The 23,528-nt window shown below is 65.3% G+C and carries 27 protein-coding genes and 1 tRNA gene; 9 read left to right on the forward strand and 19 right to left on the reverse strand.

The annotated features are described in order from the left end of the window. Window positions 1–367 precede the first annotated feature (367 nt). From FBQ73_RS02490 to FBQ73_RS02500, 3 genes are read right to left on the reverse strand one after another with little or no spacing between them, the layout of a single operon-like run. The gene (locus tag FBQ73_RS02490) at window positions 368–910 is read right to left on the reverse strand and encodes a hypothetical protein (RefSeq protein WP_138397955.1); all 543 of its coding nucleotides are present in this window, start codon (window positions 908–910) and stop codon (window positions 368–370) included. After that, window positions 903–1,433 carry a twin-arginine translocation signal domain-containing protein gene (locus FBQ73_RS02495; RefSeq protein ID WP_138397956.1) on the reverse strand — a complete coding sequence of 177 codons (531 nt, stop codon included), beginning with the start codon at window positions 1,431–1,433 and terminating at the stop codon, window positions 903–905. The genes FBQ73_RS02490 and FBQ73_RS02495 overlap by 8 nt, the downstream gene beginning before the upstream one ends. After that, entirely contained in the window at window positions 1,426–1,815 is a 390-nt protein-coding gene (locus FBQ73_RS02500) for a hypothetical protein (RefSeq protein ID WP_138397957.1), read from the reverse strand. Before FBQ73_RS02500 ends, FBQ73_RS02495 begins: the two co-directional genes overlap by 8 nt. A 90-nt stretch (window positions 1,816–1,905) precedes the next feature. On the opposite strand from FBQ73_RS02500, the gene FBQ73_RS02505 reads away from it, so the two are divergent. The 6 genes from FBQ73_RS02505 to FBQ73_RS02540 all read left to right on the forward strand — a co-directional run bounded on the left by FBQ73_RS02505 (window position 1,906) and on the right by FBQ73_RS02540 (window position 5,386). Further along, on the forward strand, window positions 1,906–2,145 hold the full coding sequence (locus FBQ73_RS02505) for a transcriptional regulator (protein WP_138398051.1): 240 nt from the start codon (window positions 1,906–1,908) through the stop codon (window positions 2,143–2,145). Then, complete coding sequence (locus FBQ73_RS02510) at window positions 2,142–2,348, forward strand: hypothetical protein (RefSeq protein ID WP_138397958.1); 207 nt, start codon at window positions 2,142–2,144, stop codon at window positions 2,346–2,348. Before FBQ73_RS02505 ends, FBQ73_RS02510 begins: the two co-directional genes overlap by 4 nt. A gap of 99 nt (window positions 2,349–2,447) precedes the next feature. Next, window positions 2,448–2,837, forward strand: a complete 390-nt coding sequence (locus tag FBQ73_RS23040) for an excisionase (RefSeq protein WP_246089521.1) — start codon at window positions 2,448–2,450, stop codon at window positions 2,835–2,837. Window positions 2,838–2,858: 21 nt separating this feature from the next. Then, window positions 2,859–3,038, forward strand: coding sequence for a hypothetical protein (locus FBQ73_RS02525; RefSeq protein ID WP_138397959.1), 180 nt, complete (start codon window positions 2,859–2,861; stop codon window positions 3,036–3,038). 452 nt (window positions 3,039–3,490) lie between these two features. Beyond that, window positions 3,491–4,738, forward strand: coding sequence for an AAA family ATPase (locus FBQ73_RS02535; RefSeq protein ID WP_138397960.1), 1,248 nt, complete (start codon window positions 3,491–3,493; stop codon window positions 4,736–4,738). Further along, window positions 4,739–5,386: a hypothetical protein gene (locus FBQ73_RS02540; RefSeq protein ID WP_138397961.1), complete on the forward strand. Its 648-nt coding sequence runs from the start codon at window positions 4,739–4,741 to the stop codon at window positions 5,384–5,386. It begins immediately after the preceding gene. Between the two features lie 284 nt (window positions 5,387–5,670). On the opposite strand, the gene FBQ73_RS02545 is transcribed toward FBQ73_RS02540, so the two are convergent. The 6 genes from FBQ73_RS02545 to FBQ73_RS23045 form a co-directional block, all read right to left on the reverse strand. After that, window positions 5,671–6,102 (reverse strand): terminase small subunit, encoded by a 432-nt coding sequence (locus FBQ73_RS02545; RefSeq protein WP_138397962.1) that lies wholly within the window; start codon window positions 6,100–6,102, stop codon window positions 5,671–5,673. Next, a complete protein-coding gene (locus FBQ73_RS02550) occupies window positions 6,099–9,926 on the reverse strand; it encodes a hypothetical protein (RefSeq protein WP_138397963.1) in 3,828 nt (1,275 codons plus the stop codon). The genes FBQ73_RS02545 and FBQ73_RS02550 overlap by 4 nt, the downstream gene beginning before the upstream one ends. Beyond that, window positions 9,926–11,092 (reverse strand): hypothetical protein, encoded by a 1,167-nt coding sequence (locus tag FBQ73_RS02555; RefSeq protein ID WP_138397964.1) that lies wholly within the window; start codon window positions 11,090–11,092, stop codon window positions 9,926–9,928. The genes FBQ73_RS02550 and FBQ73_RS02555 overlap by 1 nt, the downstream gene beginning before the upstream one ends. Window positions 11,093–11,095: 3 nt before the next feature. Then, window positions 11,096–11,284, reverse strand: coding sequence for a hypothetical protein (locus FBQ73_RS02560; protein WP_138397965.1), 189 nt, complete (start codon window positions 11,282–11,284; stop codon window positions 11,096–11,098). 134 nt (window positions 11,285–11,418) lie between these two features. After that, window positions 11,419–11,832, reverse strand: coding sequence for a hypothetical protein (locus FBQ73_RS02565; RefSeq protein WP_138397966.1), 414 nt, complete (start codon window positions 11,830–11,832; stop codon window positions 11,419–11,421). A gap of 11 nt (window positions 11,833–11,843) precedes the next feature. After that, a complete protein-coding gene (locus FBQ73_RS23045; RefSeq protein WP_246089522.1) occupies window positions 11,844–12,839 on the reverse strand; it encodes a winged helix-turn-helix domain-containing protein in 996 nt (331 codons plus the stop codon). A gap of 216 nt (window positions 12,840–13,055) precedes the next feature. Here FBQ73_RS23045 and FBQ73_RS02575 point away from each other — a divergent pair, with 216 nt between their 5' ends. After that, entirely contained in the window at window positions 13,056–13,289 is a 234-nt protein-coding gene (locus FBQ73_RS02575) for a hypothetical protein (RefSeq protein WP_246089523.1), read from the forward strand. A gap of 248 nt (window positions 13,290–13,537) precedes the next feature. Here the strand turns inward: FBQ73_RS02575 and FBQ73_RS02580 are convergent, their stop codons facing one another. From FBQ73_RS02580 to FBQ73_RS02615, 8 genes are all read right to left on the reverse strand, one after another. Beyond that, window positions 13,538–15,646: an AAA family ATPase gene (locus FBQ73_RS02580; protein WP_170218724.1), complete on the reverse strand. Its 2,109-nt coding sequence runs from the start codon at window positions 15,644–15,646 to the stop codon at window positions 13,538–13,540. A 2-nt stretch (window positions 15,647–15,648) separates the two neighbouring features. Next, window positions 15,649–15,915, reverse strand: coding sequence for a hypothetical protein (locus tag FBQ73_RS02585; protein WP_138397969.1), 267 nt, complete (start codon window positions 15,913–15,915; stop codon window positions 15,649–15,651). After that, window positions 15,912–16,214 (reverse strand): hypothetical protein, encoded by a 303-nt coding sequence (locus FBQ73_RS02590; RefSeq protein WP_138397970.1) that lies wholly within the window; start codon window positions 16,212–16,214, stop codon window positions 15,912–15,914. The genes FBQ73_RS02585 and FBQ73_RS02590 overlap by 4 nt, the downstream gene beginning before the upstream one ends. Then, complete coding sequence (locus FBQ73_RS02595; RefSeq protein ID WP_138397971.1) at window positions 16,214–16,408, reverse strand: hypothetical protein; 195 nt, start codon at window positions 16,406–16,408, stop codon at window positions 16,214–16,216. Before FBQ73_RS02595 ends, FBQ73_RS02590 begins: the two co-directional genes overlap by 1 nt. A gap of 78 nt (window positions 16,409–16,486) precedes the next feature. Continuing rightward, window positions 16,487–16,723, reverse strand: a complete 237-nt coding sequence (locus FBQ73_RS02600; RefSeq protein ID WP_138397972.1) for an excisionase family DNA-binding protein — start codon at window positions 16,721–16,723, stop codon at window positions 16,487–16,489. Between the two features lie 133 nt (window positions 16,724–16,856). Further along, entirely contained in the window at window positions 16,857–17,699 is an 843-nt protein-coding gene (locus tag FBQ73_RS02605) for a hypothetical protein (RefSeq protein WP_138397973.1), read from the reverse strand. A gap of 106 nt (window positions 17,700–17,805) precedes the next feature. Further along, a complete protein-coding gene (locus tag FBQ73_RS02610) occupies window positions 17,806–19,011 on the reverse strand; it encodes a tyrosine-type recombinase/integrase (protein ID WP_138397974.1) in 1,206 nt (401 codons plus the stop codon). A gap of 174 nt (window positions 19,012–19,185) precedes the next feature. Continuing rightward, a tRNA-Ile gene (locus FBQ73_RS02615) sits at window positions 19,186–19,261 on the reverse strand. A gap of 223 nt (window positions 19,262–19,484) precedes the next feature. On the opposite strand from FBQ73_RS02615, the gene FBQ73_RS02620 reads away from it, so the two are divergent. Together FBQ73_RS02620 and FBQ73_RS22885 are read left to right on the forward strand one after the other, a co-directional pair. Then, window positions 19,485–20,240 carry an SIMPL domain-containing protein gene (locus FBQ73_RS02620; protein WP_138397975.1) on the forward strand — a complete coding sequence of 252 codons (756 nt, stop codon included), beginning with the start codon at window positions 19,485–19,487 and terminating at the stop codon, window positions 20,238–20,240. 282 nt (window positions 20,241–20,522) lie between these two features. Next, a complete protein-coding gene (locus FBQ73_RS22885) occupies window positions 20,523–21,926 on the forward strand; it encodes an NUDIX hydrolase (RefSeq protein WP_210236647.1) in 1,404 nt (467 codons plus the stop codon). Window positions 21,927–22,110: 184 nt separating this feature from the next. Here the strand turns inward: FBQ73_RS22885 and FBQ73_RS02630 are convergent, their stop codons facing one another. Together FBQ73_RS02630 and FBQ73_RS02635 are read right to left on the reverse strand one after the other, a co-directional pair. Continuing rightward, entirely contained in the window at window positions 22,111–22,908 is a 798-nt protein-coding gene (locus FBQ73_RS02630) for a DUF2189 domain-containing protein (protein WP_138397976.1), read from the reverse strand. Window positions 22,909–23,019: 111 nt separating this feature from the next. Then, the gene (locus FBQ73_RS02635; RefSeq protein ID WP_138397977.1) at window positions 23,020–23,490 is read right to left on the reverse strand and encodes an Lrp/AsnC family transcriptional regulator; all 471 of its coding nucleotides are present in this window, start codon (window positions 23,488–23,490) and stop codon (window positions 23,020–23,022) included. Window positions 23,491–23,528 lie beyond the last annotated feature (38 nt).

Here is a 23,528-nt window from a genome sequence, read left to right on the forward strand (position 1 = left end):
ACCTACGCCGACATCGTCGATGCCGCCTGCGAGGCTTGGCGCAGTCTCACCGAAAACCCAGAAACCATCACATCCATCGGCAGCAGCCAATGGGCGCACATCGGTCATTCATAAGGGCCGTTGGTATTAGTCATTGAAAAATGATGATGAAAAACTCTGGAAGATTACGTTAGCTTACGCCGATGAAGCGGGAAGGTGTACCCGGCAGGACGGACAATAAGTAAAAATACTTGTTAAATATCAAATACATATGTTTGATGATTTTTTATAGATACCAGCAAAAATACCAGCAAATCGCGACGTTGGCCCCTGTTTGGCACCTTTCGGAATTTGCCGGGATCAGGCGGGATTGGGTGGGACGCGACCGTTAGGCCGCCTCTCGCCGCCCCGGCACCCACACCCCCACGATGCGCCCCACCAGTTTCTCGGCGGCGTGCTCGGTGGTGAAGGGGCCTTCACTGGTGCCGACACAGCCCGTGCGCAGCGCGGCGGCGTACCCCTCCCGCGTGCCCGGCGGGATCCAGTGGCAGGCGGTCCAGCACACGACCGGCACCGCGCCCTCTTCCGGCCGGAGCACCATGCACCCGTCCGGGCGCTGGAATTCTCTCCGGCCGCGCATCTGGCAGATGCGATAGACGAAGCCGCATTCCGTGTTCGGAGACGTGTAGGACATCAGGAACAGCTCGCCCTCGGCCGGTTGATGGTCGGCCAGGTCCACCACCGCGAATTCGCCGCGCCGCAGGTGCGGATAGAAGGCGTCGTCCGGGACGGGAAACGTCATGTGCCCGGCCGGCAGCGTCGGGAACATCATCAGGGCGCGCAGTTCGGGCTGGTGCTCGAAGGGGATGGCGCGGGCTTTCGGGGCAGGCCGGCCGGCAGAGGTGCGGCGGGAGGGGCTGCGCTCAGACATGGGCCGCCACCTTCGCCATGCGCTCCACCTCGCGGACAAGCTGAAGGAAACAGCCTTCCTGCCAATCGATCTGATCGGGCGGCAGGTCGAAACTCAGGCTGAAATGGCAATCGTAGGCCGTCGCACGCACCTTCACCGCGAGGCCCGCGATGGTCCGGGCCGGAATGGACCGGATCACGCTGGTGATGGCATCCAGCTTGTCGAACTGATCGCTCGCTTGCGAGACGGCTTCCTTGGCCCCGACTTCCTCATGCAGCGCAGTCAGGGCGTCCCATCCTCTGGTGCCGCGACGCTCCTTCTCGGCCTCGAAGACGGAGTTGAGGCGGTCTTCCTCATTTTTCAGGCTGGCGAGGGTGACGTGCTCGCGCTCGAATTCAGCGCCCAGGCGCAGCAGCTCAGCGTCGGGGTGTTCTCCGGCCTCCGCCTTCGGGAGGATGGCCACCGGCACCGCGAGGGCCGCGACGGTGCCGAGGGCTCCGGAGGCCTTGAGAAGGGAGCGGCGGGTGGCGGTGCGCTCACGCATGGGTTGCCTCCTCAGCGCTTGAAGAGGCGATGATCCGGGCCGCCGCCATGGCGTATTGATTCACGCCCCGGACAAAGCCGGCGTGCACACCGCTCCACCTCTGCCCGGCTACGGCATGGTCGATCATGTCGCGAATTACGCAGGGCAGCAGCGTCGAATGCCCCACGGTGGGATGCGCGCCGATGAATGCGAGGAACTCGTCCGCCAGGCGCTCTCCGGTCTCCAGGTCGGCGCCGTAGTGGCCGGTCGGGCTCACCACCCAATGGTCGATCCCGCTGCCTCGCGGCTTGCGCAGCGCCATGAACGAAAGAGCGGCGGCGTAGTGCGGGACTTTGGGGGCAGGCAAGGGGGCGGCGTTTGCCGCCGCGGTGGGCTTCGGCATTGGGTTTGCTCCATTGATCGGAAACGCGTTAACTGATATGAAACAGATCATGTGGATGATTTGAGCGAATGTCAATCAGGAGATAGGAAATTGATCACTGGCGCTCAAATCCGGGCCGCGAGAGGCCTCATCCGGTGGAGCGCCGACGCGCTCGCCGAAAGCTCCAAGCTTGGTGTAGCCACAGTCCGCAGGGCTGAAAGTGTTGATGGCGTTCCGACAATCACCGAGGCAAACTTGGCCGCCATCCGTGCCGCCCTGGAAGCTGCCGGCGTGCTCTTCATCGAGCAAAATGGTAATGGTCCGGGCGTGCGCCTGAAGGATCGGAAATGACGGACGAGCCAGACGGCCAGACGCCGGCCACGCCCTATCACCCCGAGGAGATGAGGGCGACGTGGGACCTGAAAGTCGGCAAGAGCATCTCCCTGCAGGGTACGGCCCGCTGGACGCCTGCCGGCGTCGTGACGGCGGGGATTGCCGCCTCGGCCGTGCTGCTCTCGATTGCCGCCCTGGTTCGGGCGACGCGGCGGTCGTGATGCACGTCCTCGAAACCGCCGGCGTCATCTTCGTGGCGGAGAACGGCGAGGGGCTTGGCGTGAGGCTCAAGAAGCATCTGTGATCCCAAAGGTTCGACCATGACGAAGCGCATCCCACGCCTGGACGAAGTCACGGACACGATGCCCCTGCGGCTCACCGTCGCCGCTGCCCTCGCATTCCCGGATGGGAGCATGGGCGCGAGCGGCCTACGCCGGGAGGCGGCGAGGGGCCGGCTTGCCGTTGAGCGTATTGCGGGCAAGGATTACACCACCCTGCGCGCAATCGAGGAGATGAGGGAGCAATGCCGCGTCCAACCAAAGGCGCCCGCTTGTGGCTCCGCCCAGCCAGGCGCGACGCGGCGGGAAAGCTCACGCACGCAGCGGCATGGGTCATCCTCGACGGTGGACGACAGCATTCCGCTGGCGTCGGCCCTGATGATCGCGAGGGGGCTGAAAGAGCGCTCGCCGACTACTAAGCGCCGATCCTGAGACCCGAGCGGAGAAGCAATCATGAGCCGCCGTGCCGCTCGCTTCACCCAGGCAGACCTCGCCCGCGTCTTTGCCGCCGCGAAGCGCACAGGGATGGCCGTCCGCATCGATCTGGTGAACGGCGTGGCCGAGGTCATTCCATATGAGCGCTTGTCGATTCCTTGCGAGGAGCCGAAACCCAAGCGCATCCCGATCCTGTAGGCAGGCGAGCGAAACCACCATGGCCCGCGACAAGGACACCTCTGGTCCGACCATCGAGCCGCGCTGCCTGACGCAGCAGCAGGCCGCGGCATACTGCGGCCTTACTTCCAGCGGGTTCGCGGCTTGGTGCCGGCAGGGCATCGTTCCTGGCCCGATCCCTGGCACCAAAAGGTGGGATCGCCACGCACTCGATGCTGCCCTCGACAAGGCCAGTGGCCTGCGTCACGCTGAGGTTGAGCCAGATGACCCTTGGGCGGAATGGGAGCGCCAGCAAAATGCGGCAGAACCTGCCAGGGCTCGCTAGCGCCACCAAGACGCTCGTAGACGATCATGGTAAGGACAAGCCGCTCTAGCATGGGGAGGCAACTTTTGCCCTACCTTAGCGTTGGTCGTCGCCAAAAATCTCGACACAGCATCGCAGCGCCGCTAAGGAATGCCAGATATACCGAGGTATGGATGTGCTGAAAAAGCTGAGAATAGAGCGTTTCAAGTCGATCTACGAACAGGAGATCGAATTCGGGAGCGTTAACCTTCTTGTTGGCCCAAATGGCTCTGGCAAATCGAACTTGCTGGAAGCTCTTGGCGTTTTATCTGCAGCCCTATCGTCAGGTTTAGAGTCAACCACACTCGATATTAAGGGCGTCAGGCTTTCGCTTCCTCACATTTTTAAATCTGCATTCAAAAATCATGAACTTCCCAAGACTTTTCGTCTCGAGGCTCATTTTGAGCATGGCCGGTATGATTGCAGCATTCGGTCCGGCATTAATAGCCAGTTCCTAGAGTTCGCAACTGAGGCCCTATATGACGGTGATGCTCAAGTATTTGGGAGGAGCGGTCATGGAACAAGGCTCCATTCCGTAGCTAAAGACGTGCCAAATTTCGACAAAAGCCTCGTGCCAAGCACCAGAAGCGTTTGGAGCGTAATCGAGCCCTTAGTGCGCATTTCGGCCGAACTGCGCGCCGAGCTCGATGAGTTTTCGAAGTTTGCGATTTATGCACCCCAAACTGCTGTCATGCGTGGCTTGGCCATCGACCAGCGGGTCGTAGAGCCCTTGGGCTTAACGGGATCTGGCTTGGCTACGGCGTTGGCGACGACAGAGCGACGCGACCCGATAAAGTTCAGAAATTTGATGAAAATAGTTTGGGAACCGGGCTGGGCAGACATGATCCGCCCAGGGGCTTTTGACCCTCAAGTGGTTCCCTCACAGGTCCGATCCGAGGGCACGGTTCTATATATTCGCGATAAATTTATGAAGGGGGGCCGCAATTTACTTAGTGCATTTGATGCGAGCGAGGGCACTTTGTACCTAATATTTGTCGCAACTTTCTTAGCGCACAATTTAACGCCACAAGTATTTTCGCTCGATAATATTGATGGGACCTTGAATCCAAAACTGGTTAGGCGAGTTTCACGGCATTTGATTGATGCGATAATATCGGCCGAAGCTTCAGACAAGAAGCAGGCTTTCATGACATCGCACCACCCATCTTCTCTAGATAGCTTTGACATTTTCGATTCACATCAATGCATCTTTGTTTGCAGCCGCAGCTCCGAAAATTCGGCAAATGGTGGCGGGCAGACCACATTCCGAAAGCTTTTGCCGCCGAAAGATATGACCAAAGAGGATTGGACTCTAAAGCATGGAGCGAGAAACCTTTCTGAACTGATGCTTAACGATCGAATCCCGGGCGCGCTCTAAATGATAAATATTGGATTGGTCGCCGAAGGCACGCATGATTTCATCATGCTAAAGCCATTCATCACCCATGAGGTATCCTCCCGATTTGGCAAGCGCGTTCAGTTTCGGCAACTTCAGCCCGCCCCCGACTCCACTGGCAATATGACATCTGGAGGGTGGGCGCGCGTTGTCGGTTGGTGTCAAAGTAATTCCGGACCTAGATTGGACACCTTTTTCACACCGCTGTTCTCGAATGACGCACCATGCGACATAATTATTTTACACTTGGACGGGGATGCCCTGGAGGTGGCGAGTCAACATCACTCATTTACTGTTCCATCTGCCATTTTGGATGCTAAACAGCGCGTATCTATTTTGACATCTATACTTGAACACTTCCTCTCTCCGACGACAGAGCAGAGGGGGAAAATCGCGATGGCCCTGCCCGTGCAGCACACTGAGTCATGGGTCCTCTCAGCCGAAAACTTGCCCGGAGATCCAGAAACTATCGATGCCAAAAAGGAGCTGAGAAAAGTATTTCCAAAGCCCCACAGACGCCTTTCGGACCATTATCAGAAGAGGGTGTCAGGTTTAAATGGGGCGATTCCCAAAGAAACCTGTGTCAGCTATAGGTGCTTTGTTGATGAAATATCTAATATCCGCATATGATTTGATATTGCGGCAGCTTATTTCCAACTACGTTTCATGGACATGGCGCCGGACGCGGTAGTATTACGTTTTTCCGAACTATCATGATCGCCCGGTCCAGTTCGTTGCAGCTTACGGCTGCGGCGCGGCGCCTACCGCGGCCCAGGTTTCACACATGGCGGGTAGCCGGACGGTGGACCGCAGTCGCCCAGCTCATCCCCTCAATGCACCACCTCGCCCTCGCCGAACGTGAGGTCGAGTGCCGCGGCGAGCTGGCGAATGCGGCGGTCCAGTTCCTTGTCGCCTCAGCCGGCCCCAGCACCTTCCGGCCCATATTCCGCTGCCCATTCCTCTTCGGACATAGGCTTGTCGGTAATTGTGTGGGTGACGCTCACGCTCTCGCTCTTGTCCACCACGAGGCCGTTTAGCTTCGCGACGTCCATCCATGCGGCGCGGGCCACCGAGAGGCCAGGCGCTCCGCCTTCCTCCTCGGCTGCCTCCGCGATGCGCTTCAGGTTCTCGGTCACGTCTGCCAGGGTGATTTCCGCGCGCATGGCGCCACCTCTCTGAAGGCCGGTGATCCGGGCGCGCACGTCCGGATCGTTTGCCAGCCGATGGGCGTTCTGGCGGTTCTCACGAAAGCCGGCCTCGGTGTAGGCTTCCGCCACGGTGCGCCCTTCGGCCACGAGCTGGGCGAACCGCTCGCGGCGGCCGTTGCGAAGTGGGGGCGTGGTCACGGCCCCACCCCCAGCAGGCGCCCGGCCAGTCCGCCGGGCGTGGGAGGCGGCAGAAAGCCGGCCGCTGGCCGCGTCGGCGGGCGAGGAGCACTACCCCGCTGCGGCTGGGGCGCCTTGTTCTCTCCGTCCGATCCAGGCAGCAGCCCGGCCCGCATGTAGACCCGGGCAAGGCTGATCGCCTGCCCGCGCGTCGGCGCGTCAGGCACCTTCGCCAGCAGCGCGCGCGCCCGCTCCGGGTTCAACAGCGCGTCCTTCACGATGTCGTCCACGCTCGCGAGGCCGGCCTGTCGCATGGCCTCGATGACGCGGCCGAGGTGGGCACCACCACCGGCGCCTGCCGCAGCCCCGAGGCCGCCGCTGGCCATGCTGCCGGCCGCAGCACCGGCGCTGGCGAGCGCGCCTGGCGAAAGCAGCCGCGAGAGCCAGGATTGCGCGCCTCCGGCCTGCCCCACTGCCAGCGCGTCCTGCACCGTGTTGGACTGGCCCGGCAGCTTCACGGCCGCTACCGAGCGGTTGGACCGCTTCAGGTCGGCCGCGATGGCGTGCAGCGTCATGATCTCGGGGCCGGACAGCACCGTCTTGAGCGCCGGCACCGACTGCCGCAGGAATTGCTGGAAGGCGTCCGAGCGCATCATGTCCGCGCCGGAGGTTGCGCCCTCGGTGTTCCCGATGAAGCGCAGGTTGACGTAGTCGGCCACGGCCTTGCGCAGGCCCTGCCGCGCTTCCTCGCTGCCGGCTGTTTCACGAGCAAGGCGGCCCATCTGCTGCACGGCGTCCTGCCGGCTGAAGATGCCGCCGATGGTCCGCGTCACGTCCGCCGGGTCTTCCACCCTCAGCAGGCGGGCGACGGCGCCCTGTTCGAAGGCGTCAAGCTGGGCTTTCCGCTCGGCTGCGAGGCGGGCCATGGTCTCGGACGCCTGCACCGGGTCGGCCAGCATGCGGTCCACCTCGGGCATGGCCCGGAGCGCGTCGGCATGCTTCTGGCGCCACGCCTGCACCTTGGCCGGGTCCAGCGTGCCGTCAAGCGGGCTTTCCGCCGCCTTGCGCAGGGTGGAGATGGCATAGTCCCGGATCTGCGGCAGGGCCTCAGGCGCAGCATTGCGCAGCGCCTGCATGGCCTCGAAGCCGCGCGGGCCGGGTAGGAAGAAGCGGCCGGGGACGACAGAGGCTTCCGTCTGGAACGGGCCGGATGCGCCCGAGCGCCGGGTGACGGCGCCCACCCGCCCGGCGTCGAAGGTCTGCGCCCGCTGCTTTGTCGCCGCGGATGCCGCCTTCAGTCGGCCGGCGGCTCCTTCGTCGAAGTTGGGGGCGAGGTTGTCGGGGAAGAGGCCAGGGCTTTGTACTCTCTCACCGCCCGGAGCTTGTCCAGATCGCCCTCGGCCTTGCCCTGCCGCTCCAGATCCTGGAGAAAAAGCGGTCGATCCGGCGCGGGCATCTGATCCAGCACCTTCTGCAAAGCTCTGCCCCATTTGAGCTTCGGAGGATCGCCGGTCATACCAGTTGTCAGCCCACCCCTGGATATGCGCCGCCATGGTGTCCTCTTCGGACATCGCGCCGGCCTGCACCGCCTGCTGTTCCATTGCAGCCTTGGACGCCACCGCGCCTTCAATATCGCGTTCGATGGCGCCGCGCAGCTGCGACAGCCGAGCATATACACGGGTCTGGCCGTTCGTCACCATCTCCTGGCGCATGGCGTCCGAAACCCGGCTGCGGAGCGCCGTCATCTCGCGGAACGGCACCACATCAGGGTAACGCAGGGCTGTTGCGATAGCGGCCCGCTCTTCGCCGGCCAGCGGCGCGGCCGACTTCTCCAGCCCCTTCACGATGGTCCGTGCCGTGTCGCGCACGCCGGTCGCCGGCAGGTTCAGGTCGTTGCCGGGGTCCACGGCCTTCCACAGGGCGCGCTCGCGCTCCTTCGCCGCGCCACGGGCGTCCATGATCTGCTGCCGGATGCCGGCGCCGTACGCCTCGGGCGCGCCCTCTCCGCCCAGCCGGCCCGCGGCCTCGCGCGCCGCGTTCGTGGCGCCGGTGAGCGCATGCCCCGTGGCTTCATCCAGCGCGGCGAGGTTCTGGCGCAGCACGCCCACCACCTGCTCCGGCGCCCCCTTGGGCTGGATGCCTTCCAGCGCCCCGACGCGGGCCGCGTTCTGGTCGGCGCGGCGCTGCATGAACTCGGCGGGGTTCTGGCTGGCGCTGGCCCGCTCAAGGCCGCCAAGACCCATGTCTCCGGTCAACTGGAACGTGGTGGGTTCGGATCCCGCCACCAGATTGCGCGGAACGGCGCCGGGCTCGGTGGGCAGGCCCACCGTCTTCGAGGCCGCAGCCGCGTCCAGCGCATCGCGCACCGCCGCCGGGTCCGTGGCCGCCTGGCGCAGCCGCGCGCCGGCCGCCGCCTCCTGCGTCGCCGGATCGGACAGGCGAAAGTCGCGCCACGCCTGCGGCAGCTGGGCAGCGCCCCGGCCCGCCGCGATGGCGCCGGCACCAGCCGCGCCGCCCACGAGGTTGCCCGCCGTCTCGGCAAGGGGCTTCCACGGCTCGGGCACCACCTGGCCGGCCATCTGTCCGCCGACACCGGCGGCCGCGCCCACCGCCGCATTGGTGGCGACATCGCCCACCGAGGCCGAGCGGCCGAAGATGGAGCCGAGCGTGTTCATGGCGCCTTTGCCGACGACGCCGGCCCGGTTGAGTGCGCCAAGCGCCGCTTCCGGCGCGACCATGCCGCCAACGCCGGCACCGGCCGCGCGGGCCAGCTTATCCGGGATGGTCGCGGCCTGCACCTTGCTCGGATCATTCACGCCCACCGCTTCACCGGCGCCGGCGAGCCACCGGCTGGAGCCGGGAAGGTTGGTGCGCGCCTGAGGCAGCTCTGCGCCGGTCACCGCATTGATGCCCTGCACGGCCTTGTTGGTGATCCACGTCGCGGCGTCCACCGGCGCGCCGAGGGTCGAATAGATGGCGTCGTTGAGGCCGGCCGTGGCGTTGTTCCAGGGGCCGGCCGGCGCGGGCTGGGCGTCCTGTTGGGGCTCATCGAACTGATCGAAGATGTTCGGCGCGGCTCCCTGCGACGGGGCGGGGGAATCGAACTGATCGAAGATATTCGGCTGTGCCCGCTGCACCGGGGGCGCCGGCATGGACTGCACTACCCCATCCTGCCAGGGGCTGGCCTGTCCGCCGAACTGCGGGCGAGGCGGGATCGGATCAGCGCCGGGAACGGGGCGAATTGCACTCTCGATGGCCTGCACTCCTGCCGTCTTCGGCGGTTGCGCCGTATAGGCCATGGGATCGCCCTGGCGCATCCGCTGAACCCATGCCCGATCTGGCCCCTCGATACCGAAGCGCTCGCCCCCATAGGCCGAAACCTGCGGCCCACCATTGAAGCCGACGGTGCCCGAGGCGTTTCCGGTAGCGAACTGGCCAACGTTCGATCCGCCGAGAGCGTCTCCGATCATGCCCGAATACCGGCCATTTACGGACGGGTCAGAGGCGTATCGCTCGGCACGCTGGTGGGTGACAGGCGGGAAGTATCCGCCGGTGAGCGTCTGCGCCAACGTCTGCCCGCGCGACGCTGCCCGGTTCATGATGGTCTCGATGAAGGCTTGCTGTGCCTGCGGCCCCTGTCCTCCGACTTCCGCCTGCGTCACGGCGGCGAGGCGGGAGGAAACCGCCGGGTCCTGAAGCTCACGGGAGAAGACCGCCCGCGCCTGAGCAAGGGGCGGAACCGGTTCGGGGCGTTGAGGCGTCGGGCCGAGAAGGCGCGTCGCGTAGCTCGGCCCGGCTTCGGGGAGGGGAATGAGGTCGTTGAACTGATCGAAGATGTTCTGCATCACTGCCCTCCAAGGACGCGAGCGGCAGAGCCGGCGCCGTACTTGCGGTCGAAGTCCGCGGAGAGGCCGGGGTTGCTACGCAGGAGGCTTGCCGCCGCGGGAGGGATAGAAGCCGACTGCGCGGGCCCACCCTGTCCGCCACCGGAGGGAGACGCGCCCGGCGCCTGAGCGCCACCCGGAGCCCCGAAGTTCTGGCCCGCACCCGGCACCATCTCCCCCTGCGCCCGGAGCTTGGCGAGGCCCGTCGTGAGCGCGTCCTTGAACTCGCCGAGCGCCGCCTTGTAGTCGTCCACACTCTGCGCGGCGCTGAGGCGGGCCATCGCCTGTTCGGCCTTCAGCCCTTCCACCTCCGTGATGGCGCCGCCACCCTTCAGCATCCCATAACCCTGGAGGAACACCCCACCGCGAAGCTGATCCATCTTGGCCTGCACACGGGCCGCGTCAGCCGAGACGTTCGGCATGCGGGACGCCATCGGCCCGAGCATGTCCGGCAACTTGGGGTCCTTCGCCAGATCCTCGATATGCTGGCTGATCTGAGCCGCCATCCCTTCGGCTCCAGGCAACTGGGCTTGTGCCTGGCCCGCCGCCTTCCCGACTTCCCCGGCGGCCGCCTTGCCCGCCACGTTCTTCGGAATGGTGGCGATGGGCTGGTGGGTGATCTGGTCCGTCAGGACGAAGTGCGTGCCGGCATCGCTCACGATGGGCTTGTTGGACAGGGTGACGCCCGGCGGCGTCTGTGCCTGCCGTACCGTGCCGTTGCTGCCCAACTGCAGCATCACGGGGTTGCCTTGCGCGTCCACCCCGAATTGCGGCGTGAGCCCGTAGGTCGGGTGCCCGTCCTTGTCCAGCCGCTGGCGCATGATGTCCAGCTTCTGCCGCTCGAAGGAGTTCATCGTCTCCTGCTGCCCGAGCTTCATGAAGGTGCCGGCGCCCTCCAGGTCGCCATTCCCGAGCAATCGGGCGGCCATCGACTGGCTGTTGGGCGGGGTTCCCGGCGGAAGTGCCGCCATTTCCTCGCCCAGTGCCTTGCGACCGGTGAGGATGTCCTGTTCCCGGCGCGAGGCGCGGCCTTGGTCGAAGCTGCCCAATAGCCTGTCGGCATAGGATGCAATCTGGCCGCCCTGGTTGACCTGAACAGGAATTGCGAACGAAGGAACGTCCCACATCGGTCAGCCCTCCCGCTTCACGGTGTGCTTCACGGCCGGCGGCGTCACGCCGGTGCGCTCGATGCGCTCCAGAATCGCGCGCCGGGCGAATTCGCTCAGCGACAGGCTCTCCCGCGCCGCTGCTTCGTTGATCGCCGCAGTGAACCCTTGAGGGCCACGCATGGTCATGAATTCAGGGTAACTCGCGATCATCTGCACATCTCCATTCAAGGAAGAATACCGCAGATCACGAGGCATGATGACAATGCGTCTCACGATATTTGTTGATGTATTACATTTTCCGAGAGTCCACCGGAGTTCACTGAAGTTCACAAACGGTCGAAACATCAATTTAATTGAAGTTTCCGGGCAATTTCCGCTTCTTGTGCCCTTTCTCCTTCCGCGAAGCGCTTCCAGTGTTCGGCCTCGTGCTGCGACGTGGCGCATTGGTCCAGCAGGTAGGTATTGCGCCGGCCGAGGTTTTCCATGCACTCGTGATGAATATGGATCTGCTGCTGCAGCCGCTCGCGGTCGGTATTGAGCCCGTCCACCATCTGGCGCAGGGCATCGACCTGAGCGCCGAGGCTCTCGCCGGCGGCCTGATACAGGTCTGCCAGCGCCGCGCGGGCTTTCAACCGCTGCCTGGCACGGCGCCGACGCTCGGCGCGGGCCGACTGCTTCGGCGTCCCATGCTGGGCACTGGTCCAGTCCGCGACGGTGCGCAGGAGGGCAGCGAAAAGCGAGGTCTTGGTGGTGGGCATGGCTCGGTCTCCTATGCGGCCGGCTTGGGGGCTCGCCTGTGGTTCCCGACTGTCTGCGGTGACACGCCCGTGCGGCGGGCAATCTCCCGGTCGGAAAGCTCGGGCTGGGTGTCCAACATGGACAGCACGTCGGCGCGCTTGTCGGCGGTGGTGCGGCGGCTCGCCGGCTGCATATGCGGGTGTCCAGAATGGACAGGGTGCGCATTCGCCCTGAGGAAGGCGAAGTCGGCCTCCAGCCGTTCAAGGAATGGCTCGTCGCGCTTCTGGGGATCACGCCATGTGCGCTCATGGGCGTAGCGCTTCCAATCGAAGCGCGCCTGCATGTCATCCCACGACGCGGCGGGGCGCCCGGTTTCCAATTCGTCTTCCAGCAGCACCACGCGACACCGCACCTCGGCGTAGTGGGTCCATTCGCCAGGCCGGCAGAAGAGACCGCGATCAGCCGCGAGGCTGTCCCACGCCTTCACCTCGGCGAGGGCGTCGGTGAGCGTCGCTGGCCACGGATAGGCACGGCCCACGGCCTCGCGGATGGCAGGTGAGATGTCCTTCGCGTTCCAAATATCGGCGCTCCGGCCGTCGAGCGTCTTCGCGAAGCGGTGCACCGTACCGTCGTCACCGGTCCAATGGCCCCAGGTCGCGAGCGGCGCAATGGCTGCATCCAGCAGCGCTTCGCGCTCGGTGCGGGCGAACAGGGCCGCTTCCGAGCCGTAGGCGGCCAGCACTTCCGCACGGCGCCGCGCATCGCGGGCTTCCCGCTCCGCCCGATTCGCAGCCTGCCGCGCCTTGTATCCGGGTTCCTTCGCCTCCATCCAATCGTCGAAGCCGTCGAAGAAGCTGCGGGGCTGGGGCTTCGCGTCCAACTTTGAGAGGGCCGCATCCAGCGACATGCCGGCGGCCTTGGCGATGGCCTCGGCGCGGGAGCGGGCGGCGGCGCGCTCGCCCTCGGTCGCGCCGCCGGTCATCAGGCCGCGCACCTTCCGCAGCTTCTCGATATCGAGCGTCGCCATCAGGGCCTCACGGTGGTGGGAGCAGAGGGCGCAGGCCAATTCCTAATGGTCCAAATTGGACGGAGAGGCCGCGGCACGGATGTTGCTCGGTGGTGACGACAAATGACGACCTCGGCCGCATTCCCCGGAATTGTCACATGCCCCCCAAAGTGGGGACGCGTTTCGACGCCAGGATCGCGATGACGGGGGCGACCGTTCATGCAGGAGAACCGAACCATGCAGAGCCTCGACACCCGCCCGATGCAGGTCCGCGCCATCCGGCCGACCGTCGTCCTGAATTCGATAGATGAGGCGGTGGGCTTCCTGCGCACCCTGTCCATCGCCGAGCACACCGAACCGCTGATCGACGTGATGGAGGCGGCCGACGCGCCCGATCTGGAGCGACGCGCCAGACTGGCGTTCGAGACCTTCGCGTTCGCGATGCGGCTGCCGGTGCAGTTGGTGAACTGAGTAGCGGGAGGCGTGCCGGAAATTCCTGCTGCCGGCGATATGGGAAATCCCATGACGAGGCGGGGCGGGCGAGGTCGGAATTCCGGCTTCAGCGAGCACCAAAAGTGCCACACCCTGAAAATCGATCCTCGGGCGCCCCGCCACACCACCCCACCCTCCTATAGAGGGTGTGGTGGGGCAGGCGAGGCGCGCCTTTTTTGCCCCACTTGCCCCACGTTGCCACACCACACGTTTCAAGGTGGGGCAGGTCATGATTCCCACCCCGCACCGACCACTACGAACTCGCGCATCATCCGTTTGACGTCCGGCCGGCGCTCTTTGCCGAGGGCCTTGGAGGCGAACCACATGGCCAGCGCCCGCTTCACCTTCTCCTTGTCGGCCTTGTCGTCGACGTTGAGGCCCAACACGTCGGCGACGACGTGGCCGATCCAGTTCCCCGCTTGCACATCCACCCGGTAATCCGGGTTCGCCTTCACGGCCGCCACGACCTTCTCGATATGCTCGGCGCGGACATTCTGGAGCGCGTCCGGCATCTCCCACGCCGTGACCACGCCCACGAAGTCCTCGGTGGAGATGAGGCCGTAGTCCTCGCCGTTGCCGAGCCCGACAGAGGCCAGCCGGCGCCACACCGCGCGTTCCATCGGCGGGGACATGTTGGCCTTGCCGTTGTCTACCCGGAAGTGGAGCCGGCGGTGCTCGGGTTCGATCCCGGCCCGGTCGGCGTCGTCCTGCGACATGACGTTGAGCACCCGGGCGGAGCGCACGGCGCCGATGAGCGCCGATGCGCCGCGGGCGTCCTCCACCGTGTAGGTGTGTTCGCCCATGGCCTTGCGGACATGGTGGACCAGCTCGATTGCGCAGTTGCACCGCTCGGCGATGCGGGCCCATTCCTTCGCCACCCGGTCCACCGCGCCGTTGTCGTTCTCGCCCACGCTGTGGGACGACACGAACGGATCGACGATGAAGGTGCCGATGTCGTTGCCACGAATGGCCTCTTCGACCTCCTCCACCATCGGCCGGGCGACGACGACGCGCTCGCCCACCTTCTCCGCGATGACGATAGGCACCTCGCGTCCGCTGTCGATGAACAGCCGGTTCTCGATATCGGCGGGCTCGATCCCATAATGCAGGCAGGCGCCAGCCAGCCGCCGGTCCAGCTCTTCCTTCGGATCCTCGCCGTTCCAGTACCAGACGTTCGTCTGCTCCTGCACCAGCACGTCCAGCAGGGGCCGCCCCGTGGAGATGGCCAGTGCCTCCGCGATGATGAGCGAGGACTTGCCGACGCCGCCCGGGGCTACGGTTCCGGTCACGAAGCGGCGGACATAGTGCTTGTCGTAGATCCAGCGCCGCGGCGGGATGGTCTTCGGATCGACCCATTGCCAGGGCGTCGCAGAGATGCGCCGGCGGGGGGCCTCGGGCTGGGCAGGAACTCCCCCGTCAGTGCCGGTGGCCCGCATCTCCTGCTGCCTGTCCGGAACCTCGCGGGGCTTCAGCCGTCCGGCCGCGATCCCGCTGTCGATGGTGGCGCACGTCGCGCGCTCGCCATCGTCGGCGATGAGGCCACAGGATGCCGCCGCGCTCATGAGCGAGCCGCGCGCCGTGTCTTCATCCACCATGCCGGCGCCCACCAGCTGCCCGAGGCTGAATGCGGCCGTGTTGAGCCGGTTGTTGCGCTCGCCGCGCCCGCTCTGCGCCACCGCCCAGCACTCGCCGGCAATGGCCGTCTGCACGTAGCGATCCGGCGGGGCCTGGCGGGAAGCGAAGTCCACGATTTTGGGGCTCTGCCGCGCTTCGGGCGCTGGCTCGGTCAACAGTTCATAGAGCCAGTCCCCAGCCTCGGCGAAATGGAAGAAATCCATCGGATCTTCGATTTCGTAGCTGCGGCCGTCTGTCAGCCGGGAGCCGGCGGCGATGACATAGCCGCCTTCGCCGCGCACGTTGATGCCGTGGATGCCGCGCGCCCGCAGGCCGCGTTCCGTGTTCGTCACCGGCCGGTCTTCGCGCCAGCGGAACAGCAGGTGCTTGCCGCCGCTGGGCGTGAGGTGGGCATGGGTACGGATCGGCGGATGCTGGCGCGCGATGTTCTCCCATGCCTTGAGGCCGTCCGCGTCGCCCGGTTCCTTCGCCACGTCGGGGTCGATGGCCCAAACTTCATTCTCGCGTCCCATGGGCACGCCGATCAGGGCGTCAGGCCATTGCGTCCACCAAGCGCGGAGCTGGGCGGCGTCCCGGCTTGCGGCCTTGAAGCCGGCGGAGATGAGGGGGCGCTTGGAAATGCCGCGCTCGGGCGAGGGGTTGCAGGGGAACACCTTCCACCCGCGCCGGGCATAGTCGAGAGCCAGGTCGAGAGGCGTCATGTTCATCCCCAATCGTCCGTGGTGTCGTGGGAAGCGCCCTGCAGCTCGGCGTCCGGCACCGGCTCTTCGCCGGAGCCCAGGCGCTGCGCCAGCGCGCGGGCCTCGCGCTCGGTCGCGCAGGAGATGCGGCGGATCAGCCAGCCGTTGCTGGCGAGGCGCTGCACCACCCACCACGGGCCGCCATCATGTTCGACGGCGAAGGTCGTCTCGGCGCTGGCGTGTTCCCGTGAAAGGATCGCCGAAGGGGGGAAGCTGACGACGCGGCTCATGCGGCGCCTCCGTCGCCCATCTCGGTGATGATCGGAGCGCCGAAAGCCTGGTGCTGGGGATCGCGGTTGATACGCAGCGCCGTCGTCAACGCCCCGCCGAAGCTCGCGTGCTCATCTTCCAGCCAGCCACCGCTATCTCGCTCGTGGTCCACCACAAGGCACTGGAAATGCGTGAGGCTGTCGGGGATCACATAGATGCGGTAGCGGTGCTGGCGCTCTTCCTTGATCTGGATCCACCCACCCGGATGGGGGGTGACAACGCGACGAACGCGACCGGGGTTGGAGATGCGCGCTGCCATCACTGCACCTCGCGACCAAGGCCGGCGGCCTCGGCGTGGACAAGAGCGACGCTGAAGGGAACGCCGAGGGCGGACGCGAGCCGATGGGCCGCGAGGTGAAGGGTGTTCGGGAGGATCGAAGACGCGGGCTTCGCGCTGCTGGTGGGCGGCGGACGCTTGCCCGCACGGCGGGCCTGAGGTATGGATTTGGTCATGGAAATCGCTCTCGGAAGGGGTGGTTTCGACGCGACAATCCGCACCCGGCGCTGACCAGAGCGTCGGGTGTTGTCGTTTCAGGCAGCACGGACAGGGAGTTTGGCGAGCCAGGCGTCGGCGTCGGTGCGCACGATCAGCGTGCGGTTTCCCGCCTTCCTCGCCGGGAGGCGGCCAGCCTTAATTTCCGCGAACAGCGTCGTCTTGCCAATGCCGAGGTAGCGGGCCGCACTGGCGGTGTCGAAGGCCGCCGGCTCGGGCGTGGTGGAAACGATGGGGGCGGGGGCAGTGGAGTTGAGAAGGGCGGCGTGAGCCATCAGTGTCCTCGCTCATCTGAACCCGAGCGGATGCGCCCGGTTGATGAAGCGAGGATGAGCAATTCACGCTCATCTGTCGTAAGAAGAATATGGCCCGATTTTGGAGCTTATTTCATCTTAAACGTAAGATGAATTATGGGCGATTTTCTATGGATTTTATCTTATTGCGTCCGTAAGCCTCCCGAGCCGCGCGAATGGGGCGGTCCAGAGAGGGGTGCGGCAACGGTAGCTCTGCCACGACGGCCCGCACAAAATCAGCAAATGGACCGCCCTCGAAAGAGGATTTCCCATCCATGCGCACACTACCCAGCGGCGGGGAGCCGGTTACATCAGTCCAAATGCGTGCAAGGCCAAAAACCAGATTGTCGATAGCGGCTTCTGGAGGACGTCTCGCGGGCAGTCGGTCGAGAGCGCGCGATACGGCCTCAGCATGGATCGCCAAGGACAGGCGCAGCGGGTCGTTACCAACCTTGTTGGCCCAAATCTCCTTCAGAGCGTCGTCTGCGACTGTGAATTGGTCCCGAACAAAGAAGGTTCCTTCGCCACCGGATGGCGGGAGGACGTCTAGCAACCCGTGAATGGCCGAAAGCCGGTCTTTTAAAGATTTCCTGAATTTCTTAATGTCAACCGAAGATCCCCTTTCAAGTTCAAACCATTCGAGGAGTTCTGCGACGCGGTCGCGTACGGTCATCCCAACGGTGTTGAAGAATATTTCCTTCTGCCAAGCCTTTTGCGGAACCGCCTGCACAAACTGTGGCGCGTTTATTGCTTCCTGATCGTGAGCATGAGGATGCAGCGTGTCTGCAATTCTTTTCCAAATGTCATCATGAAGCGTGCATTGCGGTTTCCATCCTACAGAAGCCAGGGGGAGACGCGGGGTTGCGTCAGCCCTTTCCGAAGTGGCGATGCGCTCCCACGCATCCCGAGAAATGCCCAGGCTGTATGCCGTTGGCCACCACTTCTCCTTGAAGGACATCGGTGCGCTCTCGTCTCTAGGTTCCACTTTTGTTCATGGTAGTCTGCCGAGGTTCGTGGGCGCCCGCAAGGGTTCGCCTGCCCACACATCGGGAAGTTCGAGCGATCTACGCCCCTGTATTGGAAGCGCCTCGCCTCAGGCTATCCAGGAAATCCGCCCAGTCGCACATCATCTGTCGGCGTCCCGTGAGGTATTGGGCGCTGTTATAGGCGCCGCGGACCTCGTTGCGTTCGTCATGCGCGAGCTGCCTCTCGATCCAATCCGGATGGTAGCCAGCCTCGTTCAGCCAGGTGGACGCCACGCCGCGAAAGCCGTGGACTGTCGCGCGGCCGTGGTAGCCCATGCGGTACATGGCGAAGAGCATGGTGTTGTTCGACATGAAACCCTCCTTGCCGGGGGAGGGGAAAAGCTGAGGGCTGCGTCCAGCGAGGGGGCGAAGTTCCTGCAGCACGGCGACGGCCTGCTGCGAAAGTGGCACGAGGTGCTCGAACCTCATTTTCATGCGTTCGGGCGGGATGCGCCACAGCGGCTCGGGGCCGTCCAGCCCTTCGAACTCGGGCCAGCGCGCGGCGCGTAGCTCGGTGGTGCGTACGAACGTGAGGACCATCAGCTTCAGGGCGAGCTTCGTCATGTGCTCGCCGTCGTAGGCGTCCAGGGCCTTGAGGAAGTCCGGCAGATCCTCGCGGGGCAGGGCGCGATGGTGCTTCTGCCTGCCCGGCGATTTCAGAGCGCCGCGCAGGTCCTGCGTGGGGTCCCGTTTGGCCCGGCCGGTCGCGATGGCGAACCGGAAGATCTGGCCGACCACCTGCATCTCGCGCTTGGCAAGCTCGATGGCGCCGCGAGCCTCTACCTTGCGAATGACCTCAAGGAGTTCTGGCGGCTCGATATCGGCGATTGGGCGATGTCCCAAGGTAGGATAGATGTCGGCCTCCAGCCGGCTCAAGAGCCGATCTGAGTATGAGGGAACCCATCCCGGCAGCTTCGCGGCGAACCACTCCTGCGCGACGACCTCGAATATCCGGCTGGAGTGAAGGCGAGCTGCCCGCTTTTCGGCCCTTCGTGCCTCGCTGGGATCGATCCGCGCTGCCAACTGCTCCTTTGCAGTCTCGCGGCTCTTCCTGGCGTCGGCGAGCGACGTGATGGGATAGGTGCCCAGAGCGAGCGTCTTCTGCTTTCCAGCAAAGCGATAATTGAGGCGCCAGTAGCGTGCCCCATCGGGGTTCACGAGTAGATACAGGCCGCCACCGTCCGCGAGCTTGTACGGCTTATCGCGCCCCTTCGCACTTCTGGCGGCAGTGTCGGTGAGGGGCATGTTGGTATCTCAAAAAGGGTAGGGCAAACCGATCCCCCAAAACTACCAACAAATTTCCCGGATGCCAACGAACCCGAGCGAACTCAGGCGACGGCTTGACGGCTCCAACTGCCTGGTATCGTCTGATTTTCCCGAACCCCGGCGAACTGCACCGAACCTCGGCGGCGTTTAAAATGGTGGGCCCGGCAGGACTCGAACCTGCAACCAGACCGTTATGAGCGGTCAGCTCTAACCATTGAGCTACAGGCCCCCGGCAGGGGCGGCACGGGGCCGCCGCCGGTTGCGCTTCTCGTCTAGCAATCCCGTCGTCGGCGAACAACAGGAGACCGCGTGCGGCGGGGTCGGGCGGTCGCAAAACGCGTGGATGGCGGGGGGCGCGGCGCGGACTGCCCCATTGGCGCCGCCTTCGCAGCGTCGTCTCCCGCCGAAGGCTCAGGCGGGTCCGAGCCAGAAACAACCCGAGGGAAACAACCATGCGTCTTGCTTCGTCCGGTCCGGCGTCCGCCCTCCGCGCCCCGCGCCGCGCTGCCGCAGGCGCCGTGATGGCGGCCATGGCGGCCTTCCTGCTCGCGGGCGGACCCGCCGCGGCGGCGGCGACGCTCACCGTGGTGGGCGAGGCCCGCGTCTCCGCGCCCCCCGACATGGCCGTGCTCACCACCGGCACCCTGACCACCGCCAAGACCGCCGATGATGCCCTCGCCGCCAATTCCAAGGCGGTGAGCGACGTGATCGCCGCGCTCAAGGCCGCCGGCATCGAATCGCGCGACATCGCCACCGCGAACTTCTCCGTCCAGCCGCAATATTCCATGCCCCAGCAGGGCTCCCGCGAGGCGCCCAAGCTGATCGGCTTCGAAGTGCGCAATTCCGTGCGCATCACCGTGCGCGACCTCGCCAAGCTCGGCCCGCTGCTTGACAAGGTGGTGCAGTCCGGCGCCAACCAGGCCTCGGGGCTCGCCTTCGCCCTCGCCGAGCCCGGTCAGCTCGATCGCGAGGCGCGCGCCGCCGCGGTGAAGGATGCCATGGAGCAGGCGAAGCTGATCGCCGCCGCCGCCGGCGTCCGGCTTACCCGCATCACCTCGATCCAGCCCGAGACCCAGGGCGGTTTTCCCATGCCGGCGGCTCCCATGATGATGAAGGCCGATGCCGGCCGCATGGCGGTGCCGGTGGAGGCGGGTGAGATCGAGGTGCGCGCCCGCACCGTGATGGTCTACGAGATCGAGCCCATGTAGTTTCGAGCCCCCGTAGCGCGCGCCCCCGTAGCCTCGCGCCCATGTAGCCTCGCGCCGATGTCGGGCCATCGCCCATCGGTCGGCCTCGGATCCGCAACGGTTTGGGGTGGGGGAAGGCGGTGCGGGTGCGTCGCGGGGCCGCCTCCGGAAGGGGGGAGCTTGCCCGCACCCGGCGCTATGATAGATCAGAATAGGTGACTGATTCGGATGCGCGCGCGACGAATCGGGTCGCGCGTCGCACATTCCCCTCGACCTGCCTTTGGGTCTGCCGCAGGACCGCCCATGTCGCCTTCCCCGGTATGGCCAGAGCTTCCGGTCGCCACCGGCGGTCCATCCGGCCGGCGGGTGCAGTATGCGGCGCTGCCGTATCGGGTCCGGCGCGACGGCGAAGTGCAGATCCGCCTCATCACCTCCCGCGAGACCCGGCGCTGGGTCATCCCCAAGGGCTGGCCCATGAAGGGCCTGTCCCCGCCCAAGGCGGCCGCGCGCGAAGCCTATGAGGAAGCCGGACTGGTAGGCGTGATCTCGCGCGAGCCGCTGGGCATGTACACCTACGAGAAGCGGCTCGGCACGCGCTCGGTGCTGTGCGACGTGCTGGTGTTCCCCTTCAAGGTCAAGCGGCTGCTGCAGAAATGGCCGGAGCGGTTCCAGCGCTACGGGTTCTGGTTCTCCATCGACAGCGCCGCCGCGGCTGTTCAGGAGGAGGACCTTTCCGAGCTGATCCGCAGCTTCGGCGAGATCATGGCCCGCCGGTGGGAGGCCGAACGCCTCGAAGCCCAGCAGGCCAAGGCGTCGAAGGAAAAGCCAGGCGCCGCCCCGGCTGGGGACGAGCTGCCCGACGCGGACCGGCAGGCCAAGGGCAAGCCAGCCAAGATGAAGGCCGCCAAGGGCAAGCCGGACAAGGCCCGGCCTGATCTGGTTGCGCAACCCGCCGACGACGCGGACGAGATCGCTGCGCCCGCGTTCCAGGCCACCGGCAAGGGCAAGCCGGAGAAAATCAAGCTGGAGAAGGGCAAGCCGGACAAGACACGTCCGGCCAAGGTCAAGGCGGAAAAGGCCAATCTGGCCAAGGGCGTGAAGGCCAAGTCAGAGAAGGCGGCCCGGGCCCGGGCCGGGATGGACGGGGGTGAGCTGGTGGGGGAGGTCCCCGCCGGAGCCGAGCCCGGCCATGAGTCCGAAGCCACCGCGAAGAAGGCTGCGAAGGGCAAGGGCGGCAAGGCGGCCCGGAAGGGGGAGTCGACGGCCCTTCCGCCGGTGTCGGATGCGCCGCCCGCCGCTACGGAGGCGGGCCACGATGGGGCCAAGGCGGGGTTTAAGGGCGCGCCGGCGAAGGTCGCAGATGGCCCGGTCGCAGGCGATCTGGTCCCCGAAGGTCTGGTCCGCAAGGTCGCCGCCGTCAAAAAGCCGGAGCTGCCCGTAAAGGCTGCTGGCGTGCCGCCGAGGAAGGCGTTGGCGGCGAAAAAAGTGCCGGTGGTGAAGAAGGGCGCGGCGGTGCGCAAGGCCGCACCGGCCAAGACTCAAGCCAAGATTCAAGCCAAGACTCAGGTCAAGGGGCTGACCAAGGGACCGACAAAGCGGGCCGCGAAGGGTCTTGCGAGCGAGGGCGCCAAGGGTGTGTCGAAGGGCACGCCGACCGGCCGTCGCAAGGCGAAGGTGCCCGGCCCATCGGAGAAGCCGAGGGCCTGAACCATCGCGGCAGTGGCGGTCGTGGCGAAAGTCGGCCAGATCGCGCCGCTCTCCATCGTGTCACTCTGATGCCAGCCGGCCAGACGTAGCAATCCACCCGGCGGGACCGCAGGAGCGCTGACGCCGTCCGCGATCCGGAGCCTGCAGTTTTCCCGCCGGCTGCAATGCGGCCGGCGGGTGCGCGCTAGGCGGCGGGAACGATGGCCTTGCGGTAGAGGTGCCAGGTGGCGTGGCCGAGCACCGGCAGCACCACGATGAGCCCGAGGAAGCAGGGCACCGAGCCCGCGGCGAGCAGCGCCACCACGATCAGGCCCCAGGCGATCATCGGCCCGGGGCTCGCGATCACCGCCTGGACGCTGGTGATCATGGCGGTGACCACGTCGATGTCGCGATCCATCAGCAGCGGAAACGACACAACGGTGATGGAGAACAGGCCCAGCGCCAGCGCCGCGCCCACGAGGTGGCCCACCGCGAGGAAGGTCAGGCCGTCCGGGGTGGTGAACACCACGTGCAGGAACTCGCTCAAGGTCCCGAACGAGGAATAGCCGAGGAATAGCGCCAGCAACAGGCGCACCTGATACATCCAGATGATGAAGGCGAAGATGGTGACGAAGGCCATCCAGCCCAGTTCCCGCTGGCGCTGGTCGAAGATGGTGGACATCACCCCCTGAAGCGTCGGCTGGCGCCCCTCCTCGATTTCCCGGCTCACGCCATAGATCCCCGCCGCCACGAACGGGCCGATGAGCACCGAGCCGGCCAGCAGCGGATAGGCGAGGTAGCTGAGATCCAGCGCGAACACGCACGACACGAGGAAAATGCCGCCGAAAGCGTAGACCGCGCCCAGAAGGGCGCCGATGACGGGTGCGCGATTGAAATCCTCGACCCCTGCGAGAAGGGCCGCCTTCACGTCGGCAAAGCTAATGGCGCGGACAACGGGCGCCGCCGGCCCGGCTTGTGCCGGCCGATCAAGAACAGTGGCCATATGTCACTCCCTGGAGGCCGCGGGGGGCCTCTTATGTTTTGCAGAGAGAGTGAGGTTGGATCATCCAGTTGTAAAGGGCGACGAAGGGTCAAGGTTCACGATTGTCGCAGTTCACGCCCCGTCGTCCTTCACCGGCTCCATGACCACGTAGGTGGAGGTGCTGGCCACATGGGGCAAGGCGGAGATCTTCTCCCCCAGCACCGCGCGGTAGCGGCGTATGTCGCGGGTGCGCACCTTCAGCAGGTAGTCGAACGAGCCCGCGATCATGTGGCAGGCTTCCACCTCCTTGATCCTGAGCACCGCCGCGTTGAAGGCGGACAGCGCCTTCTCCGTGGTCTCGGAGAGCTTCACCTCGGTGAAGGCGATGTGCTCCAGCCGGAGCTTCACAGGATCGAGCACGGCGCGAAAGCCACGGATATAGCCTTCGTCCATCAGCCGCTTCAGCCGCGCCTGGCACGGGCTGCGCGACAGGCCCACCCGCGCCGCGAGATCTGTGACGGACATGCGCCCGTCTTCCACCAGCGCAGCGATGATGCGGGCATCGAAGGCGTCGATTTGACTGTCTATAGCGTCATTTTCCATCAGAGTTATCTCATATAGCGGTCATTTAAAGTCAGTTT

The organism is Xanthobacter autotrophicus, assembly GCF_005871085.1.
GTDB lineage: Bacteria > Pseudomonadota > Alphaproteobacteria > Rhizobiales > Xanthobacteraceae > Xanthobacter > Xanthobacter autotrophicus.

What these genes read in the sequence shown, in the direction of transcription:
- FBQ73_RS02550 (WP_138397963.1), bottom strand. Translation starts at nt 9,926, where the DNA reads ATGCAGAACATCTTCGATCAGTTCAACGACCTCATTCCCCTCCCCGAA.
- FBQ73_RS02540 (WP_138397961.1), top strand. Translation starts at nt 4,739, where the DNA reads ATGATAAATATTGGATTGGTCGCCGAAGGCACGCATGATTTCATCATG.
- FBQ73_RS02535 (WP_138397960.1), top strand. Translation starts at nt 3,491, where the DNA reads ATGGATGTGCTGAAAAAGCTGAGAATAGAGCGTTTCAAGTCGATCTAC.
- FBQ73_RS02555 (WP_138397964.1), bottom strand. Translation starts at nt 11,092, where the DNA reads ATGTGGGACGTTCCTTCGTTCGCAATTCCTGTTCAGGTCAACCAGGGC.
- FBQ73_RS02635 (WP_138397977.1), bottom strand. Translation starts at nt 23,490, where the DNA reads ATGGAAAATGACGCTATAGACAGTCAAATCGACGCCTTCGATGCCCGC.
- FBQ73_RS02525 (WP_138397959.1), top strand. Translation starts at nt 2,859, where the DNA reads ATGAGCCGCCGTGCCGCTCGCTTCACCCAGGCAGACCTCGCCCGCGTC.
- FBQ73_RS02510 (WP_138397958.1), top strand. Translation starts at nt 2,142, where the DNA reads ATGACGGACGAGCCAGACGGCCAGACGCCGGCCACGCCCTATCACCCC.
- FBQ73_RS02620 (WP_138397975.1), top strand. Translation starts at nt 19,485, where the DNA reads ATGCGTCTTGCTTCGTCCGGTCCGGCGTCCGCCCTCCGCGCCCCGCGC.
- FBQ73_RS02565 (WP_138397966.1), bottom strand. Translation starts at nt 11,832, where the DNA reads ATGCCCACCACCAAGACCTCGCTTTTCGCTGCCCTCCTGCGCACCGTC.
- FBQ73_RS02585 (WP_138397969.1), bottom strand. Translation starts at nt 15,915, where the DNA reads ATGAGCCGCGTCGTCAGCTTCCCCCCTTCGGCGATCCTTTCACGGGAA.
- FBQ73_RS02600 (WP_138397972.1), bottom strand. Translation starts at nt 16,723, where the DNA reads ATGGCTCACGCCGCCCTTCTCAACTCCACTGCCCCCGCCCCCATCGTT.
- FBQ73_RS02560 (WP_138397965.1), bottom strand. Translation starts at nt 11,284, where the DNA reads ATGATCGCGAGTTACCCTGAATTCATGACCATGCGTGGCCCTCAAGGG.
- FBQ73_RS02500 (WP_138397957.1), bottom strand. Translation starts at nt 1,815, where the DNA reads ATGCCGAAGCCCACCGCGGCGGCAAACGCCGCCCCCTTGCCTGCCCCC.
- FBQ73_RS22885 (WP_210236647.1), top strand. Translation starts at nt 20,523, where the DNA reads ATGTCGCCTTCCCCGGTATGGCCAGAGCTTCCGGTCGCCACCGGCGGT.
- FBQ73_RS02610 (WP_138397974.1), bottom strand. Translation starts at nt 19,011, where the DNA reads ATGCCCCTCACCGACACTGCCGCCAGAAGTGCGAAGGGGCGCGATAAG.
- FBQ73_RS23045 (WP_246089522.1), bottom strand. Translation starts at nt 12,839, where the DNA reads ATGGCGACGCTCGATATCGAGAAGCTGCGGAAGGTGCGCGGCCTGATG.
- FBQ73_RS02580 (WP_170218724.1), bottom strand. Translation starts at nt 15,646, where the DNA reads ATGACGCCTCTCGACCTGGCTCTCGACTATGCCCGGCGCGGGTGGAAG.
- FBQ73_RS23040 (WP_246089521.1), top strand. Translation starts at nt 2,448, where the DNA reads ATGACGAAGCGCATCCCACGCCTGGACGAAGTCACGGACACGATGCCC.
- FBQ73_RS02490 (WP_138397955.1), bottom strand. Translation starts at nt 910, where the DNA reads ATGTCTGAGCGCAGCCCCTCCCGCCGCACCTCTGCCGGCCGGCCTGCC.
- FBQ73_RS02590 (WP_138397970.1), bottom strand. Translation starts at nt 16,214, where the DNA reads ATGGCAGCGCGCATCTCCAACCCCGGTCGCGTTCGTCGCGTTGTCACC.
- FBQ73_RS02630 (WP_138397976.1), bottom strand. Translation starts at nt 22,908, where the DNA reads ATGGCCACTGTTCTTGATCGGCCGGCACAAGCCGGGCCGGCGGCGCCC.
- FBQ73_RS02495 (WP_138397956.1), bottom strand. Translation starts at nt 1,433, where the DNA reads ATGCGTGAGCGCACCGCCACCCGCCGCTCCCTTCTCAAGGCCTCCGGA.
- FBQ73_RS02595 (WP_138397971.1), bottom strand. Translation starts at nt 16,408, where the DNA reads ATGACCAAATCCATACCTCAGGCCCGCCGTGCGGGCAAGCGTCCGCCG.
- FBQ73_RS02575 (WP_246089523.1), top strand. Translation starts at nt 13,056, where the DNA reads ATGCAGAGCCTCGACACCCGCCCGATGCAGGTCCGCGCCATCCGGCCG.
- FBQ73_RS02605 (WP_138397973.1), bottom strand. Translation starts at nt 17,699, where the DNA reads ATGTCCTTCAAGGAGAAGTGGTGGCCAACGGCATACAGCCTGGGCATT.